Source organism: Coriobacteriaceae bacterium (assembly GCA_025993015.1).
Classification (GTDB): Bacteria; Actinomycetota; Coriobacteriia; order Coriobacteriales; family Coriobacteriaceae; genus Collinsella.
Window position 1 is genome coordinate 1,060,878 of record DAJPFV010000001.1, and the last position, 19,538, is coordinate 1,080,415.

Sequence of the window (19,538 nt, forward strand, 5' to 3'; positions counted from 1 at the left end):
CTCGAATTGATCGCAAAGTCCTATGCCTCGCGCTCGACCTCGCTCACACACTCATTTTTGATGGTACCGACGAGTGCCTGCAGCGCATCGACCACATGCGGGCGAATGTCTCCGCCAATGAGCACGAGCATGATGTCGTCGCCCACGGCAAGCTCGCCGCTCGCCAACCACACGCGCACGTAGCCGATACCCGGCATCGCGCGCGTTGCCTCGATAGCGGCCTGCACCTTATCGGCATCGAAGCCAAACACCATGCCGCCTACCTTATGTCCAGGCGCCACACCATCTGTCTCGACCCCACGCACCTCGGACTTAGGCGTCGCACGCACCACGCCGTTGTGTGTCAGGTACATTCCGCAATCAGCCGCCGAAACATCGGCCTTGGCTTCGCGCAGCCAAGCATCAACCGAAGGCATCGATTTGCCGCTTTCAAGCATCATTTCTCCTTTTGATTTCCAGGGTAGTCTTTTTGGGACAGGGCTCCCGGACACTTTATTCCTCGACCGGCGTGAGCACCATGACTGCGCGCGTATTGCTAAATGACAGCGAACGGCAGGTCACAAGCGTTACGACCTTGGTTGCCGAAGCGGCGCGATCAGTGGCATCGCTCGCCACGGCAGAGGCACCGTCGAGCATCTCGGACAAGTAATTCTTCAGTCCGTCATCGCCCTCAAAGTTGGGCGTGCGCGCCTTGGCATACGTGTCCTCGACCACCTTGGTCGCCAGCGGACGCAGCTTATACGTCGCATCGCGTGTGATGTAGTACACGTATTCCATGCTGTCGAACGTCGCTTGATCGGTCGTATCCGAAATCACGTTGAACATCGAACCGTCGTTCATATGATAACCGTAAATCGTGGTCTGCTGATCCACCATGCCCGGCGCGGTGTCGTCGCTATCCAAGAAGATGGCTCCCGAGGCATTGGCGGTGCCGTCGAACAGCGTGTTGAGGTACTTGGAGTTGTTGTTGGTCTGCACCACGGGGTAGTTGATGTTGGTGCCGGGCGCGTAAATCCAACCCACAACCTCGGGATTTGTCTGGGCAAGCGCATTGAAGTCGATAATCGGCACGCCACTGGCGTCCTTATCGCTCACATATTGCTTTTCGATCTTTTGATACGACTCGCTCGCCTGCTTGTAGCCAATCTGCGCGTTGATAAAGATGGCGGCGGCGGCAACGATCAGGCCAATGCCGATAATGATGAGCAGTATGGGAATGACGGAGCGGCGCTTTTTGCGCGGCGGCTCGGTATAGCTCGATGGCGCGGTATGCGCCGAAGAGCGAGGTGGCTTCTTGGCCGTACTGTATGACGAGGGGCGATATGCAGCAGGCGTATCCTGACGGCGATGCTTCGCCGGCGTCACGGGGCGCGGCGCGCGCGGCTGCTGAGGAGAGGATGTCCGACCCTGCTGCGACGCGCGGGCTGCTCCCGACTTGGCTGAATCGGGAATCCGAGACGCCGAAAAACGCTTTCCCTGATAGTCGGACATGGCTCTCCTTATGCTGCAAATGGACTGGCAGAGCGCTTAGGCGTCAGCCATCTCCTGCTTCATCTTCTCGATAACCTTGCGGTACTCGGGGTCGCATGCGCCCAGAATCTGCGTGGCGTAAATGGCAGCGTTCTTGGCACCGTTGATGGCCACACAGGCAACGGGCACGCCCGAAGGCATCTGCACCATCGACAGCAGCGAGTCCATACCACCCAGATCGCTCGTCTTCATAGGCACGCCGATAACCGGCAGCGGCGTAAACGCAGCCACGACACCGCCCAGGTGAGCAGCCTTGCCGGCGGCAGCGATAATCACCTTGATGCCGCGGTCGGCAGCAGTCGAGGCCCACTCATGGACCTTCGCCGGCGTGCGGTGCGCGCTTGCAATCACGAGCTCATAGGGCACGCCCAGCGCCTCGAGCTCGGCGGTGCAACCTTCCATAACGCCCAGATCGGACTTGGAGCCCATGATGATCCCGACAACCGGCTTCTGATCTGCCATAAACAAAGACCTCCTGTTGAGAGCGGTGACGCGGCGAATCCGCGACCCTTAACTACTGAGAGTAGTATAGCTGCTCCCGTCCCTGCGGTCTGCGGGTGCCCCGCGGCGGTCTGGTGTTTTCATCTTCACTCCGGTTGCTTCGCAAAGTCGTTCAGATGAAAACACCAGACCGCCGCGGGGCACCCTCGACCTACCGGGGATTGCTATGACGTACGTTGGCTGATTTGGGTTGGAATGAAAGGTTTGCGGAGGGTGGTGGACAGTTAGTTCAGATACGTATTTTTTGACCGTGCCTCTTGGCGCTAATAGAGTGGTTTGAAGTCACTTTGAGCCCCATAACGACCTTTCTCACCCATATATGAGCGTCTCCACCGGTTCAGATAGTCAAATTCAGCCCAATCGGGCTCAGGTCGGCCTTTACACACCCTCTGAAAAATACGTATCTGAACTAACTGTCCAGCGACATTCTCGATCAACAGCAAAAGGCCTCCTGGCGAATGAAAATTCGCCAGGAGGCCCCTTACAAAACGTAGGCTCCTTCGTTCGAATGAACGAAGGAGCCCATACTCTTTTTTTAGGACAGGAGGCCGCGAGTCGGGCCACCAGCCGCCAATCAATCGCACTCGCCAAGCGAGCGGCGCAGCGTGCGCGCAGCGCCAAGCAAATTGGCATCGTTGCCGTTCTGTGCTGGCTTGATGCAGGGCCTCGGTATGATGGGAAGAACGTGAGCCTGATCCATCATGCGCTCAAATGCCTCAAACAGCTCGGGACGGGCGCTGATTCCGCCGCCGACCACGATGACCTCAGGGTCGATGACCGACTGCAACCCCATCAGCATGTTGTCGAAGACCAACGCGTATGCATCCAGACCGCGACGAGCGTCCTCATCCCCCTCTTCAATCCAAGAGAAAATCCGATATCCGTCGATATCATCGGTCGGATCAATCCCCTTCGCCGCACACACCTGGTCTCGGAGCGCCCGCCAGCTGGTGACATCACCGTACACCGACCCAAAGGTCACGGGCTTGCGCACATCGTTGCTCACAAAGCACACGGTGCCGGCGAGATTGTGCGCGCCTCGCAAGATGTGACCGTCAACAACGATGGCACCGCCGAGACCCGTACCGATCACCACCATCAACCCCAGGGAGACCCCCTTCAGCGCGCCGACGGCATATTCTCCCAGTGCCGCGCACATCGCATCGTTCTCGATGGTTACGGGAAGCCCCGTGCTCTCGCGCAAGATGCGACCGAGCGGATATCCGTCCAAACAGTGAAGGGCGCCGCCTCCCCCAACCACGCCATCGGAATCGCCTTCGGAAAAGACTCCGGGCATACTTATTCCCACACCCCTCACCCGGGCGCGATGGGGCTCGATCACCGAGCGGAACGTTTCGATAACCTGGTCGGCGGGCGAGGTGCATGTTGGGATACTTCCGTGCTCCTCAATGTGGTAGTCGGCGTTCACCACCGCCCATTTCACCTGAGTGCCGCCCGCATCTATACCGAAATAGCAGTCCATAATCTTATCCCCTGTCCCATAGGGTTAGTCCAGGTCCTCGCCGTTGCTCTCGATGACCTTCTTGTACCAATAGAAGCTGTCCTTGCGGCTGCGCGCGAGCGTGCCCTTGCCCTCGTCGTCGCGGTCGACGTAGACGAAGCCGTAGCGCTTGCGCATCTCGCCCGTGCCGGCGCTGACCAGGTCGATGCAGCCCCACATGGTGTAGCCCATGAGGTCCACGCCGTCGAGTTCCACGGCATCCTCCATGCTCTGGATGTTCTTGCGCAGGTAGTCGATGCGGTAGCCGTCATGGATGGAGCCGTCGGCCTTCACCTCGTCGCTCCAGCCGATACCGTTCTCCACGATCCAAAGCGGCTTGTGATAGCGGTCGTAGAGCTCGTTCAAGGCGATGCGCAGGCAGTACGGATCGGTCGCCCAGCCCCAGGCGTTGGTCTCGAGGTAGGGGTTTTTCACCATGCCGAAAGCGAGATTGCCGGACGCGACCTCGAGCTCCTTCTGGCGCAACGATACCGTCGAGCCTCCGTAGCACGAGAACGACAGGAAATCTGCCGGATAGGTTGCGAGAAGCTCGAGGTCGTTCTCGCCCATTTCCAGCTTGATGCCCGCGCGCTCCATCTCCCTCAAGCGATAGGCGGGATAGTGGCCGCCCACCTGCACGTCGGCATACCACAGCGCGTCACGCTCGCGTTCCATGGCGAGCAGATGATCGGCGGGGTCGGCGGAATAGGAGTAGATGGGGTTGTACGCGAGCATCTGACCCACCATGATCTTAGGGGAGATTTGGTGCGCCGACCGAACCGTAAGGGCAGACGCCACGAACTGGTTGTGCGCCGCCTGGGCCTTCGCATGGGGGCTCCCATCCGTAAGCCCGCCCGCCATGAAGCTCCCCATGCTCATCATGTTGATCTCGTTGAAGGTGAGCCAGTACTTCACCTTGCCCTGATAGTGCTTCATGACGCAGGTGGCGTAGCGCACGAACAGGTCGATGAGCTCGCGGCTCTTCCAACCGCCGTACTTGTTCACGAGCGCGAGCGGGGTCTCGTAGTGCGAGAGCGTCACGAGCGGTTCGATGCCGTACTTAGCGCACTCGTCAAACACGGCGTCGTAGAACGCTAGACCCTCGGTGTTGGGCTCAGCCTCCTCGCCCGTGGGGAAGATGCGCGCCCAGTTCATGGACAGGCGGAAGCACTTGAAGCCCATCTCGCCCATGAGGGCGATGTCCTCGGCGTAGTGGTGGTAGAAGTCGGTGGCCGTGTGGCTGGGATAGTAGTAGCCATCAACCACCGCCACCTCCAGCCCTTCAGGAAGTCCCTCCTCGCAAACCGCATACACGGGAAGCGCGCCGGTTTCCCCTGTCGCGGTATTACGCCACGTTATCTGCCGTGACACCGTATGGCTACCGCTGGTCATGGCGTCCGAGGTGTTCGGTCCTTTGCCGCCCTCTTCCCAGCCGCCCTCATACTGGTTGGCGGCGGTGGCGCCACCCCACAGGAAACCTTCCGGAAATGCCATTGGGTACCTCCTCGATCGTGAAAACATCTTCATGAAACGGGAAGACGGGCTGCATGGCAGTCCCGGCTTCCCGTCAGATAATCAGTTAGGCGCTTGCACCCATGCGTTGATAGACCGTGATGAAGCGCTCGGCAAGGATACGGAAGCCCTCAGCGCTCATGAGCTGATCCTCCGCATGCAGCAAGATGATGCGAAACGGCAGCTCCTCGCCGCTGGCCTCTTGCTGAAGCAGTTTCATGTGAGCGTCGTGGCCTGCGTTGAACACCACGTTGCCCTCGTCGATAAGTTTCCGGGCGGCCTCAAAATCACCATTCTCGGCACAGGTTATCGCTTCGAGGTAGCAGCTGCGCGCGCTCCCCACCTGAGCGACGATAGAGAAGCACGTCATTTCAAACTGATCGATCGCTTTTTGTTTGATCTCTGACATGGCTATGCCCCCAGCAACTTTCGAGCCTGTTTGAGCACGGCCTCGCCGTTCATTGTCCCATACGCTGTCATATCAATCGGCTCCACCGGACAGTTCACTTGATTCTTCACCTTGTTGAGTTCAAAGCGAACCTGCGGTCCCAGCAGGATAACGTCGCTATCCGCATATTCCGCCGCTTGGTTGACAGGGTGCGCCTCGATGGTGCACACGAAACCGTCTTTTTCAGCCGCCTGTTGCATGCGCTGTACCAGCATGCTCGTCGAAGCGCCCGCGGCGCACATAAGTACGATATGTTTCATCCTACGCTCCCAACCTCATGGAAAATGATGGTGTGAATATGAAAATCCCTATGCGGCCGATTCCTCGAGAGCGGCCTGCTCCTCTCGCAACGCCTGGCGATCAGCCATAAGGGTGAAGGGGGTATACATGAGCACCGACACCGCCAAAACCGCAACCGAGATCACCAGGCACCCGATGCCGCCCTGCATGAATGCGATGACCGGCTGGGGAAGCACCCAGGGAAGCTGAATCGTGGGATTGAACGCAGCCCCAAGACCGAGGGCGTAAAGCGCCTGGACCACGATGGCGCAGACCGGGATGTTCAGCACGAACGGGATGAAGTACGTGGGATTCAGCACGACCGGCAGACCGAACATGAGCGGCTCGGAGATATTGAAAAGCGACGGAACAAGCGCGATGCCGCGAATCGCCTTGAAGCGCTCGGACTTGGTGAAGAGCAGCGAGATGCTGATGCCCAGGGCGTTAGCCTGGCCACCGATGGCGGTGCCGAGCGCGACGACGGCCCAAGCGCCATAGGGCAGTGCCTCGCCCGCGATGATGGCCTCGGTGTTAGCAGCGCTGCAAGCCATGATTACCGGAGCGTAGAAGTTGAGCATCACGTTGGGGTGGACACCGAAGAACCAGAAGATCGACTGCAGCGAGCACACGATGATATAGGCCAAAGGAGAGGCACCGACCATCGTGACCGGCGTGCCGATCAAGGTGTTGATCATATCGAACAGGTTGCCCCACGGGGTGAAAGAAAGACCCCACTTGGCGAACCACACCGCAGTGAATAGCACGATGGCGGCAAACATCGGCGACAGCGAGTCTGCAACCATGGGCGGAACCATATCGGGGAGCTTGATTTCAAGCTTGCTCATCAAAATGGCTGTCACCTTCGGCACGATCAGGCCAAGCAGAATGGCGACGAAGATGCCGTTCGATCCCATGTACGACGTGTTGATGAAACTCGCCATGGGAATATCCTCGAACGATTGCTGCGGCATGAATGCCAAAAACACCGCGCCGCTCACGATGCCACCGGTATAACCGCTAAGGCCGCATACCTTACCCCACCTCAAACCGATGAAGAAGGAGATGTATATACCCATCATGTTCATGGTAACGGTGAGGATGGAGTTGCCGGTCGCCATGAGACCGCTCGAAACCACCCAATCGGAGAACCCCGGAATGGGGAAGTTGATGAGAATCGCGATAACCGAGACGCCAAGGGTCATGGGCAGCGTGCACATCATGCCGCCCATGAGGGCGTCGAGCATCTTGCTGTCAGCAACCTTGCTTGCCACAGGTGCGATTGTCTTATCCATTATGTTTTGGATCTTGTCGAATACCGCCATGTTTCAGCTCCAATCTTTGCAGTGAACTCTATCGATGCCCGTGTGCGGCATCTTCCCCTCTAGATAGCGCATCCACCTCTCTTCAAAATCACAACGACGTGCTTCAGGCAGTACGCCATTCAGCGTGAATTGGCGAGATTGCCCCAGCGGACGCTTACGTCAGGTCCGCGTACGTCACGAGCCCCACGTCCTGCTCTGCAAGCCATGCGGCGACATCAGGGTCGACAAGCATCGCGGCTTCCCGGATGCGGGCCTCGAGCATGGTCGAGTTATCTCGCAAGTACGCGTCGATATAACCTGGGTGAAACACCATGAGACGGCATATCCCTTCCGGTGTCGTTTCAAGCGCCTCTCGAAGCGCCGCAAAGGGATCCGCTTCATATGACGAGAAATCCTTGGGAACATAGGAAAGCACCGGCGTCGAGCGAAAGGTGACTGGCTCGCCCGGAGCACCCATCGCGAAATAGGGCAGGCCGTGACGCTCGGCAACGATCTCAAGGCCGCGGAAGAACATGGGGCTTGCGACCGCATGTCCCTCGAAGTAATCGGGCTCACGCCCGACGAGCTCAAGGAATCGCCGATACTGCGCCTCGATTTCGATAATGACCTCGTCAAGCACCACGAAGTCCTCCCCAGCCCGCGCGGCGGCGCGATATGCTGAGCTCCGCTTGAAATTGCCATCATCGTCAACGATGCTCGAGATGAGCGAGGAATCGCTGAGGGGCCTACCCGTGCAGATATTGGTGTGCTGACCCAAGCAGAGATCCTTGATTTGCAGGCGCGCCAAACCGCTTTCTGCAAGCGGCATGTTGGTCATGACGCCCACCGAGCGAATGAGCCCCGCTTGGACCGCGGCCGCTATCCCGCAATTAACACCGTCGCTGTAACCTAAATCGTCGGCGCGCAGCAATAACCGCTTCATCCGATCCTCCTCAACCGATATCTCGTCGAGCGGCAAAGCAACGAAGCGATGCCCTGTGTAGAGCCGATGCCGTGTTCCGGCGGGGCGGCAAGCTTCGTCGTCTCTTCTTGCATTAAGTATGACGCCGGCTATATCCAAAATCGGTTACATGCTGTGCCACAAGGTTGCGAGATGGCTACGCGAGTTTCATAACGTGAAACTCCGCAGGAATACCGGCATGTTTGAGCTATAGTTTGGTCAAATGAGGCCCTCTTATTCGGGCCACTGAGCATAAAGGGGACAGCCATCATGGAAAAATCCATCTCGATGGGATCGGTTGCCGAACGGTTGCTTGACTACATCGACACCGCAATGCAGCACGACACCAACTACGAGATAGCGACCACGCTGGTGAAAAACTACAGCAAGCTGAGCGAGCTCTCGATTGGAGAAATCGCCGACATGTGCTTCGTCTCGAAGGCTTCAGTGTCGCGATTCTGCCGGTTTATGGGTTTCGCTGATTTCAAGGACCTGCGCAACCAGCTTGAACATGACGTCCTCAAAACCGGGTTGTTTCCACATGCCTTTGTAGAACAGCTGTCAAACGACACGGAAGGCGCTCTGGCATCCTACCGGGAGGCGATCCTGCTCAATATCGAAACGACCATCTCGGCGGCAAACATCGCGAAACTGCCCGCCATTGTCGATGATTTGCACGACAGCGGGCATGTCGCGTTCTTCTCCCACCACTTCCTCTGGGACGTGGGCCGCTACTTCCAAAGCAGGCTCACCATCATGAACCGCCTCATCGAGCTTTACCTCGATTATTCATCGCAGCTCGCCTGCGCGCAATCGCTCACCAAATCCAGCCTCGCCATCATTTGCAGCATAGGGGGAACATACCCCATTCGTTATCCAGAAATCGTCAACGCACTCGCCGCCTCCGGCTGTCGTCTTCTCGCCATCACACAAAACACCTCAAGCGCCTACTGGAACCATGCCTCCTGCATACTGAGCTGCGGAGTGACCAACAACATCGACACGGGCAAGTTCGGTGCGCTTGCCGCCATCGACTTGATAGTCATGGAATACCTGAGGCGTTATGGAGCCGATTCCGGTACTGGCGAGTAATCTCGTCGGACCACCGACGCTCAGCAGGGCAAGCCGTTTTCTCTAATCACGTCCTGATACCAGAAGAAGCTGTCCTTCCTGAAACGAGCGCATTGCTTCGCATCGGTTTCCGTGCGATCGACATACAGAAGGCCGTAGCGCTTAGTGAACCCCTGATGACTTGAGCATAGATCCATGAGGCTCCAAACGCAGTAGCCGAAGACGGGATAGCCTTCGCGAATGAGCTCCTCGACCTCGCCCAAATGTCGTGAAAGGTATTCGATGCGCACGGCATCATGCACCCTGTTCTCCTCGTCAAGTGACTCGGAAAGCGCCATACCGTTCTCCGTGACGATCATCGGAAGCTGGTAGCGATCGTAGAGCTTGCGCATGCCCACGCGAAGCCCAAGGGGGTCGATGCCGTTCGACATCCACTCGGTCGGCGCGATCGCAGGGTTATCGCAGAGTTCGAAATCCCCGCCCGACCACGGAGGGAACCGGTCGAAGCGGATGGGCTCCGTGCGCTCATGCGCACAATTGCTGAAATAGTAGTTCACCCCAAGAAAATCGGGCCTCGTCGCGACCAGGATGTCGTGGTCCCCGCACTCAACAACAGGGTAGAAACCTTCGCGCTCCAGGTAATAGCGCGCATAAGGCGAGATGTCGCCGCGCACACTCAGGTCGAGCAGGTAGTTCTGCATCATCTCCTCGGCGTTCATGGCCGCAAGCACATCCGCCGAAGCGCTCGTCCGCGGGTTGACCACCTGCATGGCGACAACGGGGCCGATCTGCGCATCGGGGTCGATCTGTCGCAGGCACGCGATGGCGCGATGCTCGGCAAGAGCGACATGATAGCTCATCTGGTAGGCGTTCTTCTGCCGTTGGCGCGGATCGGTTTCGGTGTCACCCGTGTTGCTGGGCGCGGAGGTCGCAATTAGCTGTTCATTCACGGTAACCCAGCGCTTGACGCGCCCCTTGAAGTGCGTGAAGCAGATTTCGGCATAGCGCACATAGAAGTCGATCATCTTACGGCTCTTCCAGCCGCCGAAGGCCTCGACCAACGCACTCGGACATTCGAAGTGATACAGGGTGACCAAGGGCTCGATCCCTCGCTCCAGCAGGTAGTCAATCAGCTGGTCATAAAACGCCAAGCCCTCAGGATTGGGATCCCCCGAGGCATCGGGCATGATGCGGCTCCAAGCGAAACCCATCCGGTAGACCTTGATGCCGAGCTCGGCCATGAGGTCGACATCCTCACGCCAGTGATGATAGTGGTCCGAGGCGATCTTGTTATCGGCGATGCCGGGACGCCCCGGGCCGCGATCGGTGGTTGCCGGACCTTTGCCTCCTTCATCATACCCACCCTCAACCTGAAAAGCGCTGGTGGAAGCACCCCAGAGGAAACCTTCGGGAAACCGGTGCTGAGTCATGAGTTCAACCTCTCGTCACGGATGTCACTTCTTGCAACTCCCGTTATAACGGATGTACGAACCAAAGCCTGTTACTCATTCCCGGGCAATGTTTCACGATTTGAAAACGGCCGTGCCATCATGCACCGCAAACTCTAAAGAACATGCCGTCGCGAAGGCCAAGCCTCATGCCCGCCACCGTCACGTGCCGGCGCCGCACACCGCCAAGCCGCTACTCCCCGTCGCGGAAGGTCAGGAGGTCGCGGTAGTCCGTGTCGCGCGTGCTGCCCGTCTTCGAGAACGGGTTCACCGAAGCAGGACACCTCATCCTCAAGATCTACCTCCTCGACGAAACCAAGGTCGATTTAGGAGACGCAACGTTACTACAGCGCAGGGAAAACGGCCCGCCGAATAAAATCGGATCGATCCCCCGTCTTTCGGTCGATTGCCACCACCATGGATGCCGGAAAGCGCACGGTAACTGCAACAAGCGGCTCATCAGCAACAACGCCAGGCCTGACATGGATGCGCTCAAGACGACCCGTCCAAGTCTCTTGCTCAAACTCTACGCTCTCGCGCTCGATATCTTCGTCTGTCAGGACCGATCCATCAGCTAGTTTGTACTCAGTCATTATCTAGAACCTCCCTCTCAGACAAACCATGCTTGAGAGCATTGCGGTGGACAATTGCCATGGAAGTATTCTCTCCTCCAGGCAGAGTTTGTCATACTCATTGCATGACAAACTCTGCCTTGATACGTTCCCCACCCCATGCTCATCGGCAAAGCTCAAGGCCATAAGCGAAATAAGCTTCTAACACCGAACAATTCCTACCGCTACCCATCAGACCTCTCCAGCAACATCCGTAAGTCATCGATGGGCGGCAGAGCATCGAGCAACTCTCGTGGCATATCCTTCGACGTCTTATAGGTGGCCACACCCATGGGTTTTGTGAAGTCTTGGATCACATAGTCAACAAATCCCTTGTCCATGCCTTTGCAAAGCACAAGGCCTATGGAGGGATTCTCGTGCTCGCGACGCTCAAAGTCGTCCAGGATGCGTAGATAGCCAGAGAGCTGGCCGAGATAGGCCGGCTTGAAGGGGCCGCTCTTGAGCTCGACTGCAACTAAACAGTTGAGGTCGCGGTTGAAGAACAGGAGGTCGATGTACTGATCGATGCCAAAGGCGTCGAGATGGTACTGGTTTCCCACAAACGCGAAGGCTCGACCGAACGTCATGATGAACTGCTTGATATTCTGCACGATGCCTTGCTCTAACACGCGCTCGTCGACATCCTCCGCATCGCGCACCCCGAGTTCCTCAACATTGATAAAGTCGAGCAGATACTCGTCCTTGAACGTGGCGATAGCGCGCAGCGCCTGCTGACCCTTTGGCAGCGTTGAGAGGAAGTTGTTGGAGACCTCTCCTTGATGATGAAAGTCGTCCGCCTTCAGCGAGCGTTTGAGCGCCTCCACACTTAAGTGTTCAAATGCGCACTTGTGAATGTAGAAGAGCCGCTCGTCAAGGGTCTTAGCACCTGCAAGGATATACCGATGATGGGTAAACCCAATCGCTAAAAAATCATCGAGAGAACATGTGTTTGAATTCGGCACTTGCAAGTGACGAATTTGCAGAAGGCCACCGTCTGAAGATTCGTCACTCACGAGTGACGAATCGAGAAACGCCTGTTCATCGCCCGGAGCAGACCAAGCTTCAAAGAAGATTCGCATATATTTGAGACTTGTTGTGGAGAAGCCCCTGAGTCCTGGCAGCTCCTTCCGCAATTGTTCGCTGATGGTTTTGAGCGCGTTGGTTCCCCACGTGCCATTGCGCGTGTTGGCGGAGACGTAGCCTCCCACGGCGAAATAGAGCTGCAGCTGCTGAGCGTTGGCGCTCTTCGCCGCAGCATACTGCGCACGCAATATCGCCGTCTTGATGGTCTGAACTTCCTCACGATAGCCCGTAATCTCTGACATCATGGCGTCCTCCTCTTCTTACGAACTTGTGTTCCATGACGCGTTCTATGCTATCAACGCGTGCGGACACAAAATTGCGCGTACCATAGAGGCGTTTTCTGCTTCGCCTCGTTTGGGAGATGTATGTCCAAACCCTCATCCGCACTCGACGCCAGCTCTTGCGATGTTTACGCCGACTCCGCGCGCCACCCTCTCACGCGCGCATGGTGCGTAGCTGCGCTCGCCCTCATCTGCTGCGCGCTCTGGGGCAGTGCGATCCCCTGCATCAAGATCGGCTACGAGCTTCTCGGCATCCAAAACGGCGACGTACCATCGGAGTTTCTCTTCGCTGGCGTGCGCTTTATGCTTGCCGGCGCTATCGCACTTGCCGCTGCAGTCATAACAAGACGTCGCTTGCCTCGCGTCTCACGCACGGGATGGCCACTCGTTATCAGACTCTCGCTTGCCCAAACTATCGTGCAGTACGCCTTCTTTTATATCGGCGTTTCAAACGCTTCGGGTGTGCGCGGCTCAATCGTCAACGCTATGAACACGTTTCTCTGCGTGTTGATGGCAGCGCTCGTGTTCCGGCAAGAACGGCTTACTGCGCGCAAAGTCCTCGGCTGCGCTATAGGTTTTGCCGGAGTCGTTATCGTCAACCTCACCGGTGGCGATAGCGGCGGCGCCGTCACGCTCACAGGCGAGGGCTTCATCCTTATTGCCGCTGTCTCCTACGCTGTCTCGTCTGCCCTCATCCACACCTACTCCCAGCGCGAGGACCCCGTGGCGCTCAGCGGCTACCAGTTTATCAGCCCTAGTCATCGCTCAAAGCCCCTTCGGCAGCACACGGTGCTACCGAGTCACCGCAGGCCGGGGCGGGAGGCGGTCCTTTCTCTCGGAAAACTTCGCGAAGCCCAGTTTCCGAGAGAAAGTGTCCGGCTGACGCCCCGGCCGACCAGGTCACACTACACCGTGTGCTGCGGCAGGTCCTGCAGGGCGATGACGTCCATGCCCATGTCGTTGGCGCTGCCGTGACCCTGCTGGTCCTCGCGCACCGCCTCGATGGCACTCACGTACGTGTTGGCGGCAGACATCGCGGTCACGCAGGTCACACCGCGTCGCACTGCCTCGGTGCGCAGCAGATAGCCGTCGCCGCGCGAGCCCGGACCGTACGGCGTGTTGATGATCACCGCGATCTTGCCATCGGCGATGAGGTCGCCGATGTTGGGGCGCTCGCCGTCGTGCGGGCCGCTAATCTTCTCCACGATCTCGCACGTCACGTTGCCTCCACGCAGCACGCGCGCCGTACCCTCGGTGGAGCAGATGTCAAAGCCCAGGTAACGCAGGATACGCGCGACCGAAAGGATGTGACGCTTGTCGCGGTCGCACACGCTGATGAACACCTTGCCGCAGCTTGGATCGGGCAACTTGTAGTCAATCGCCAGCTGCGTCTTGGCGTATGCCTCGGGGTAGCTCTTGGCGATACCCATGACCTCGCCCGTCGACTTCATCTCGGGCCCCAGGATAACGTCGGCTCCCGGGAAACGGCCCCAGGGCATAACGGCTTCCTTCATGCAGAACCAGTCCAGCTGACGCTCGTCACTCGGCAGGCCCAGGCTCGCGATGGAATCGCCGGCCATGATGCGCGCCGCGCACTTGGCCAGCGGCACGCCGGTGGCCTTGGAGATGAACGGCACGGTACGGCTGGCACGCGGGTTGGCTTCGATCACGTAGACGGTCTCGCCCTTAATGGCATACTGCACGTTAACCAGGCCGCGAACCCCCAGCGCCATCGCGATGCGGCGCGTGGTCTCGCGGAGCTTGGCCTGCAGGCTCTCGCTAAAGCTGAACGGCGGAATGCAGGTCGCGGAGTCGCCGGAGTGAATACCGGCCTCCTCGATGTGCTCCAGAATACCGCCGATGTAGACCTCCTCGCCGTCGCACAGGGCGTCGACGTCGGACTCGATCGCACCCTCCAGGAAGCGGTCCAGATACACCGGGTAGTCGGGGCTGATGCGCGCAGCCTCTGCCATGTAATCGCGCAGATGCTCGGCATCGTAGGCGATCATCATGCCGCGGCCGCCCAGCACGTAGCTCGGACGCACCAGCAGCGGGTAGCCAATGTGCGCGGCAACGGCCTCGGCCTCCTCAAACGAGGTGGCCTGGCCCGCCGGCGGATACATAATGCCCAGCTTGTCGAGCAGGGCGGCAAAGCGCTCGCGGTCCTCGGCAAAGTCGATGGCATCGGGCTTGGTGCCCATGATGTTCACGCCGCTCTCCTCGAGCATGCGCGCCAGCTTAAGCGGGGTCTGGCCGCCGAGCGTCACCACGACGCCGTCGGGGCGCTCAACATCGATGACATCCATGACGTCCTCGTAGGTGAGCGGCTCAAAGTACAGGCGGTCGGACGTGTCGTAGTCGGTCGAGACGGTCTCGGGGTTGCAGTTGACCATGATGGTCTCAAAGCCGCGGGCCGCCAGCGCGTAGCTCGCGTGCACGCAGCAGTAATCGAACTCGATACCCTGGCCAATGCGGTTGGGGCCGGCGCCCAGAATCATCGCCTTGGGCTTGCTCGCCGGCGTGGTCTCGTCGGGAGCTACGCACTTCTTGGCATCCGGGCTCGTGCGGTAGATGTTCTCGTACGTCTTGTAATGGTACTCCGTGGCGCTCGAGAACTCCGCAGCGCAGGTATCGACCGTCTTCATGCTGGGAACCACGCCCAGACCCTTGCGATAGGCGCGCACAAAGCGCTCGTCCGAGCCGGTCAGCGCGGCGATCTCGGCGTCGCTCGTGCCGTACTGCTTGAGCAGGCGCATCGCGTCGGCGTCGATATCCTCCACACGCAGGCCACGGATGCTCTCCTGGACCTGCACCATATCGTTGATACGGTTGAGGTACCACGGATCGATACCGCAGATGGCATGGATGCGAGCGATGTCCCAGCCACGGCGCAGGGCCTCGACCACAAAGAAGATGCGATGCTCGGTCGGGGTTGCCACGGCCTGAGCAAGCTCGTCGTCGCTCAGCTTATCGGCACCCTCTTTGCCACCGGCGCAAATGCCCTGGTGGCCATCCTCCAGCGAGCGCATAGCCTTGCCAAAGGCCTCCTCAAAGGTGCGGCCGATCGCCATGATCTCGCCCACGGCCTTCATGCGCGTGGTGAGCGTGGGGTCGGCACCCTTGAACTTCTCGAAGGCAAAGCGCGGCACCTTGACCACACAGTAGTCGATCGTGGGCTCAAAGCAGGCGGGCGTAGCCTTGGTAATGTCGTTGACGATCTCGTCGAGCGTGTAGCCCACGGCCAGGCGCGCGGCGGCCTTGGCGATGGGGAAGCCCGTGGCCTTGGAGGCCAGTGCGGACGAGCGGCTCACGCGCGGGTTCATCTCGATGACGATCAGGCGGCCGGTGTTGGGGTTCACGGCAAACTGCACGTTGGAGCCACCGGTCTCGACGCCGATCTTCTCCAGAATGGCGAGCGAGGCCACGCGCATGCGCTGATACTCAAGGTCGGAGAGCGTCTGCGCCGGCGCGACGGTGATGGAGTCGCCGGTATGCACGCCCATGGGGTCGAGGTTCTCGATGGAGCACACGATGATGCCGTTGCCGGCGTGGTCACGCATGACCTCCATCTCGTACTCTTTCCAACCCTCGATGGACTCCTCGACCAGCACCTCATGGGCAGGCGAGAGCTCGAGGCCCTGGCTCACGATGGAGGCGAGCTCCTCGTGGGTGTGCGCGATGCCGCCGCCGGCGCCACCGAGGGTAAAGCTCGGACGCAGCACGCAGGGATAGCCCACGCGCTCGGCGATGGCCTCGGCGTCAGCCACGCTGTAGGCATAGCCCGAGCGCGCGACCTCCAGGCCGATCTCGGCCATAGCCTCGTTAAAGAGCTTGCGGTCCTCGCCGCGCTCGATGGCGGCCAGGTCGCAGCCGATCATCTCGACGCCGTACTTGTCGAGCGTACCGTCTTTCGCCAGCTCGACGGCGGCGTTCAGACCGGTCTGGCCGCCCAGTGTGGGCAGCAGCGCGTCCGGGCGTTCTTTCTTGATCACGCGCTCGATAAACTCGGCGGTGATGGGCTCGACATAGGTGCGGTCGGCAAGACCCGGGTCGGTCATGATGGTCGCCGGGTTGGAGTTGACCAGGATGACCTCAAAGCCATCCTCCTTGAGCACCTTGCAGGCCTGGGCGCCAGAGTAGTCGAACTCGCAGGCCTGGCCAATGACGATGGGGCCCGAACCAATAACGAGGATACGCTTGATGTCAGTACGTTTCGGCATGTTAGTTCTCCTCGGTCTCAGTCGCGGCGGTCTCGGCGAAATTCCAGCCAGCCAGGCGGTCCTTCGCGGTGTCGATGTCCAGGTAGTTCTCCTCGCCGTCCATGAGTCGCGTAAAGGCGGTAAAGAGATAGTGGGCATCGGTGGGGCCAGGCGAGGCCTCGGGGTGGTACTGGACCGAGAAGCACGGGGCGTCGAGCAGCTGGATGCCCTCGGCGGTGCCGTCGTTGAGGTTCACATGTGTTAGGCGAATGCGGCCAAAGCGCTCGTTCATCACGACCGGCGCGATTCCGCGGCGCACCCAGACGCGCAGATCTCCATCGGCCGCATGCTCGGTCTCGCCGCCGGAAAGCTCGGGGACAAGCTTGCCCAAGCTGGGGAACAGCAGGCCAAAGCCATGGTTTTGCGCGGTGATCTCCACGCGACGGCTTACCAGGTTCATGACCGGCTGGTTGCCACCGCGGTGACCGAACTTAAGCTTTTCCATCTTGGCACCGCAGGCCAGGCTGATCATCTGGTGACCAAGACAAATACCAAAGACCGGCACCTTGCCGATCAGCTGCTGCACCTGCTCGTAGGTCTCCACCACGGCGTCGGGGTCGCCGGGGCCGTTGGACAAAAAGACGCCATCGGGATTCATGTCGAGCACCTGCTGGGCAGGCGTATCCCACGGCACGACAGTAAGGTCGCAGCCGGCGCGGACGAGGCCCTCCAGAATGCCGCGCTTGACGCCGCAGTCGTAGGCGACCACTTTGTGACGGGCAGGAGCGGCAACCGCAAGTGCAAAGTCATGCGTGGCAGGCAGGTCGGCGGCCACAAACTCGTGAGGCGCGGGGCAACTTACGGTCTTCACCAGGTTCTCGCCTACCAGCGTGGGCGCTGCGGCCAGACGCTCGGCAAGCTCGTCGACGTCGAAGATCTCGGTCGAGATAATGCCCATCTTGGAACCATTGTCGCGCAGATGGCGCACCAGAGCGCGGGTGTCGACACCCTCGATAGCGACGATGCCGTGGGCGCGCAGGTACTCCGGCACGCTGACGGCCGAGCGCCAGTTAGAAGGCGTGGCGCACATATCGCGAACGATCATGCCGCGCATAGCCGGAGCGCTCGCGGGGCGCACGTCGTCGCCGGGGAAGGCCGACTGGACGTCGGTCTCGTCGATACCGTAGTTGCCGATCTGCGGATAGGTCATGGTTACGATTTGGCCGGCATAACTCGGGTCGGTCATGACCTCAAAGTAGCCCTCGAGCGAGGTGTTGAAGCAGACTTCGCCGGTCGCGGTGCCCTCGGCGCCGCATGCACGTCCATAAAAAATGGTCCCATCCTCAAGATACAGGATGCAGGGACCGCAGGTGCCCTTGCTGGTTTTGGCCAGCATACGCTGGCAAAGCTCGCTGGGCGCGAAGGTGCGGGCGACAGCGCCCGCGGTATGGTTGTTCGCCATAATTCTCCTTCCCGGTCTCACAGGACCGGCTTAAAGGTGTGTAGTTAGGCCTCGCGGTATTGTAACCGCAAGTATGCCTCATGGCGTTAATTTCATCGAAATGTTTACGAAATGATAATTATGACTTTCTATGCATAATGATTTTTCTGGGACGGGGATTAAAAAAGGCTCTGTTAGACCAGGATTGACATATATGTGTCCTCACGGTGCCATATCGTTGACCCCATAGACCGCGATGATGGGGGCAGCATGAACGCCGAAGACCTGGTCCTCAACTTCAAGAAGGGCATGGCGAACCTCAGCAAGACCGAGCGCCGCCGCGCTATCGAGTCCGTCAGGGACGTGATCCGCGCGGCGGCGTTCGACGACGCGGCCGGCTCCGCCTGCGAAATCGAGCGCTGCCCGCGCTGCGGGTCCGCCGCGGTCGTGAAGAAGGGCAAATCGAAGAACGGCGAGCAGCGCTACCTCTGCCGGGGCTGCGGCAGGACCTTCGGCATGGGCAGCGAGCGCATCCTGGGGACGAGCAGGCTCCCGAAGGAGACCTGGATGGCCTACGCCGAGTGCTTCGCGCTCATGCTGCCCCTGCGCGAATGCGCGAGGCGCTGCCGCGTCTGCCTCAAGACCGCCTACACCATGCGCCACAGGCTGATCGAGTGCCTCTCGGCCTACTCCCCCTCGTTCAGGGTCGAGCGGGGCTGCGGCTGCGAGCTCGACGAGACCTACTTCCCCGAGTCGTTCAAGGGCAACCACGCGAAGGGGTCGTTCACGATGCCGCGCCCCTCCCGGCACCGCGGCAAGCAGGTGCACAGACGCGGGCTGTCGCGCGAGCGGATCTGCGTCATGACCGGAGTGAACGACTCGAACGAGACGTTCCTCGAGGTCACGGGGCGGGGCGCCCTTTCGAGGGAGCGCGCCATGGACGCGCTGAGGGGCCGCATCGCGGCCGGCTCGGTCGTCGCGACCGACAGGGCGGCCGCCTACGTCGGCGTCCTCGCGGAACTCGAGGTCGCCGCGCACGCGGCCTACGACCCCAAGGACCGCTCCGGGGGAACCATCAACCGGGTCAACACCGTCCACTCGCTCCTCGGCGCCTTCATGGAGCCGTTCAAGGGCGTGTCGACGAAGCACCTCGATGCCTACCTCGCCTGGTTCAGGTGGTGCCGAACCTTCATGGCGACCGATTCCGGCGCCGCCGGGCGCACGGTCGCGCGGCAGCTCGCGCACGGCGTCTGCAGGAGCCGCGTCCGCGACATGTTCAACGTGGAGCCGCCCTACATGGACTACTGGGCCGCGCCCGCCGCATAGAGGCGGTAGAATGGTCGCATCGCGATATACGAGGAGGGGTGAGGC

At 59.8% G+C, this 19,538-nt stretch carries 17 protein-coding genes; 3 read left to right on the forward strand and 14 right to left on the reverse strand.

Features of this window, described 5'->3' with window-relative positions; all coding sequences use genetic code 11:
- Positions 1 to 20: 20 nt before the first annotated feature.
- From OIL77_04515 to OIL77_04555, 9 genes are all read right to left on the reverse strand, one after another.
- A complete protein-coding gene (locus OIL77_04515; GenBank protein ID HJI44682.1) occupies positions 21 to 437 on the reverse strand; it encodes a molybdopterin biosynthesis protein in 417 nt (138 codons plus the stop codon).
- 55 nt (positions 438 to 492) lie between these two features.
- Positions 493 to 1,491 (reverse strand): sortase, encoded by a 999-nt coding sequence (locus tag OIL77_04520; protein HJI44683.1) that lies wholly within the window; start codon positions 1,489 to 1,491, stop codon positions 493 to 495.
- A gap of 36 nt (positions 1,492 to 1,527) precedes the next feature.
- Complete coding sequence (gene purE / locus OIL77_04525) at positions 1,528 to 1,992, reverse strand: 5-(carboxyamino)imidazole ribonucleotide mutase (GenBank protein HJI44684.1); 465 nt, start codon at positions 1,990 to 1,992, stop codon at positions 1,528 to 1,530.
- Between the two features lie 613 nt (positions 1,993 to 2,605).
- Positions 2,606 to 3,514, reverse strand: coding sequence for an ROK family protein (locus tag OIL77_04530; protein HJI44685.1), 909 nt, complete (start codon positions 3,512 to 3,514; stop codon positions 2,606 to 2,608).
- Positions 3,515 to 3,538: 24 nt separating this feature from the next.
- A complete protein-coding gene (locus OIL77_04535) occupies positions 3,539 to 5,026 on the reverse strand; it encodes a family 1 glycosylhydrolase (protein ID HJI44686.1) in 1,488 nt (495 codons plus the stop codon).
- Positions 5,027 to 5,111: 85 nt separating this feature from the next.
- On the reverse strand, positions 5,112 to 5,453 hold the full coding sequence (locus tag OIL77_04540; protein ID HJI44687.1) for a PTS lactose/cellobiose transporter subunit IIA: 342 nt from the start codon (positions 5,451 to 5,453) through the stop codon (positions 5,112 to 5,114).
- A gap of 2 nt (positions 5,454 to 5,455) precedes the next feature.
- A complete protein-coding gene (locus OIL77_04545; protein HJI44688.1) occupies positions 5,456 to 5,752 on the reverse strand; it encodes a PTS sugar transporter subunit IIB in 297 nt (98 codons plus the stop codon).
- Positions 5,753 to 5,800: 48 nt separating this feature from the next.
- Entirely contained in the window at positions 5,801 to 7,063 is a 1,263-nt protein-coding gene (locus tag OIL77_04550) for a PTS transporter subunit EIIC (GenBank protein HJI44689.1), read from the reverse strand.
- A gap of 184 nt (positions 7,064 to 7,247) precedes the next feature.
- Complete coding sequence (locus tag OIL77_04555; GenBank protein ID HJI44690.1) at positions 7,248 to 8,051, reverse strand: ChbG/HpnK family deacetylase; 804 nt, start codon at positions 8,049 to 8,051, stop codon at positions 7,248 to 7,250.
- A 252-nt stretch (positions 8,052 to 8,303) separates the two neighbouring features.
- On the opposite strand from OIL77_04555, the gene OIL77_04560 reads away from it, so the two are divergent.
- Positions 8,304 to 9,125 (forward strand): MurR/RpiR family transcriptional regulator, encoded by an 822-nt coding sequence (locus OIL77_04560; GenBank protein HJI44691.1) that lies wholly within the window; start codon positions 8,304 to 8,306, stop codon positions 9,123 to 9,125.
- 20 nt (positions 9,126 to 9,145) lie between these two features.
- Here OIL77_04560 and OIL77_04565 read toward each other — a convergent pair whose 3' ends face one another.
- From OIL77_04565 to OIL77_04575, 3 genes are all read right to left on the reverse strand, one after another.
- Positions 9,146 to 10,534 carry a glycoside hydrolase family 1 protein gene (locus tag OIL77_04565; protein HJI44692.1) on the reverse strand — a complete coding sequence of 463 codons (1,389 nt, stop codon included), beginning with the start codon at positions 10,532 to 10,534 and terminating at the stop codon, positions 9,146 to 9,148.
- 362 nt (positions 10,535 to 10,896) lie between these two features.
- Positions 10,897 to 11,145, reverse strand: coding sequence for a hypothetical protein (locus OIL77_04570; GenBank protein HJI44693.1), 249 nt, complete (start codon positions 11,143 to 11,145; stop codon positions 10,897 to 10,899).
- Positions 11,146 to 11,348: 203 nt separating this feature from the next.
- Positions 11,349 to 12,491, reverse strand: coding sequence for a PDDEXK nuclease domain-containing protein (locus OIL77_04575; protein HJI44694.1), 1,143 nt, complete (start codon positions 12,489 to 12,491; stop codon positions 11,349 to 11,351).
- A 120-nt stretch (positions 12,492 to 12,611) separates the two neighbouring features.
- Between OIL77_04575 and OIL77_04580 the strand changes: the two genes are divergently transcribed.
- Positions 12,612 to 13,502, forward strand: a complete 891-nt coding sequence (locus OIL77_04580; protein HJI44695.1) for a DMT family transporter — start codon at positions 12,612 to 12,614, stop codon at positions 13,500 to 13,502.
- On the opposite strand, the gene carB is transcribed toward OIL77_04580, so the two are convergent.
- The gene (carB, locus tag OIL77_04585; GenBank protein HJI44696.1) at positions 13,433 to 16,747 is read right to left on the reverse strand and encodes a carbamoyl-phosphate synthase large subunit; all 3,315 of its coding nucleotides are present in this window, start codon (positions 16,745 to 16,747) and stop codon (positions 13,433 to 13,435) included. The genes OIL77_04580 and carB overlap by 70 nt on opposite strands.
- Before the next feature lies 1 nt (position 16,748).
- On the reverse strand, positions 16,749 to 18,188 hold the full coding sequence (carA, locus tag OIL77_04590; GenBank protein ID HJI44697.1) for a glutamine-hydrolyzing carbamoyl-phosphate synthase small subunit: 1,440 nt from the start codon (positions 18,186 to 18,188) through the stop codon (positions 16,749 to 16,751).
- A gap of 249 nt (positions 18,189 to 18,437) precedes the next feature.
- Between carA and OIL77_04595 the strand changes: the two genes are divergently transcribed.
- Entirely contained in the window at positions 18,438 to 19,493 is a 1,056-nt protein-coding gene (locus tag OIL77_04595; GenBank protein ID HJI44698.1) for an IS1595 family transposase, read from the forward strand.
- The last annotated feature ends 45 nt before the right edge of the window (positions 19,494 to 19,538 follow it).

Excerpts from the sequence above, each read along its gene's own strand:
- OIL77_04515 (HJI44682.1), bottom strand. The coding sequence starts at position 437 with ATGCTTGAAAGCGGCAAATCGATGCCTTCGGTTGATGCTTGGCTGCGC.
- OIL77_04520 (HJI44683.1), bottom strand. The coding sequence starts at position 1,491 with ATGTCCGACTATCAGGGAAAGCGTTTTTCGGCGTCTCGGATTCCCGAT.
- purE (HJI44684.1), bottom strand. The coding sequence starts at position 1,992 with ATGGCAGATCAGAAGCCGGTTGTCGGGATCATCATGGGCTCCAAGTCC.
- OIL77_04530 (HJI44685.1), bottom strand. The coding sequence starts at position 3,514 with ATGGACTGCTATTTCGGTATAGATGCGGGCGGCACTCAGGTGAAATGG.
- OIL77_04535 (HJI44686.1), bottom strand. The coding sequence starts at position 5,026 with ATGGCATTTCCGGAAGGTTTCCTGTGGGGTGGCGCCACCGCCGCCAAC.
- OIL77_04540 (HJI44687.1), bottom strand. The coding sequence starts at position 5,453 with ATGTCAGAGATCAAACAAAAAGCGATCGATCAGTTTGAAATGACGTGC.
- OIL77_04545 (HJI44688.1), bottom strand. The coding sequence starts at position 5,752 with ATGAAACATATCGTACTTATGTGCGCCGCGGGCGCTTCGACGAGCATG.
- OIL77_04550 (HJI44689.1), bottom strand. The coding sequence starts at position 7,063 with ATGGATAAGACAATCGCACCTGTGGCAAGCAAGGTTGCTGACAGCAAG.
- OIL77_04560 (HJI44691.1), top strand. The coding sequence starts at position 8,304 with ATGGAAAAATCCATCTCGATGGGATCGGTTGCCGAACGGTTGCTTGAC.
- OIL77_04565 (HJI44692.1), bottom strand. The coding sequence starts at position 10,534 with ATGACTCAGCACCGGTTTCCCGAAGGTTTCCTCTGGGGTGCTTCCACC.
- OIL77_04570 (HJI44693.1), bottom strand. The coding sequence starts at position 11,145 with ATGACTGAGTACAAACTAGCTGATGGATCGGTCCTGACAGACGAAGAT.
- OIL77_04575 (HJI44694.1), bottom strand. The coding sequence starts at position 12,491 with ATGATGTCAGAGATTACGGGCTATCGTGAGGAAGTTCAGACCATCAAG.
- OIL77_04580 (HJI44695.1), top strand. The coding sequence starts at position 12,612 with ATGTCCAAACCCTCATCCGCACTCGACGCCAGCTCTTGCGATGTTTAC.
- carB (HJI44696.1), bottom strand. The coding sequence starts at position 16,747 with ATGCCGAAACGTACTGACATCAAGCGTATCCTCGTTATTGGTTCGGGC.
- carA (HJI44697.1), bottom strand. The coding sequence starts at position 18,188 with ATGGCGAACAACCATACCGCGGGCGCTGTCGCCCGCACCTTCGCGCCC.
- OIL77_04595 (HJI44698.1), top strand. The coding sequence starts at position 18,438 with ATGAACGCCGAAGACCTGGTCCTCAACTTCAAGAAGGGCATGGCGAAC.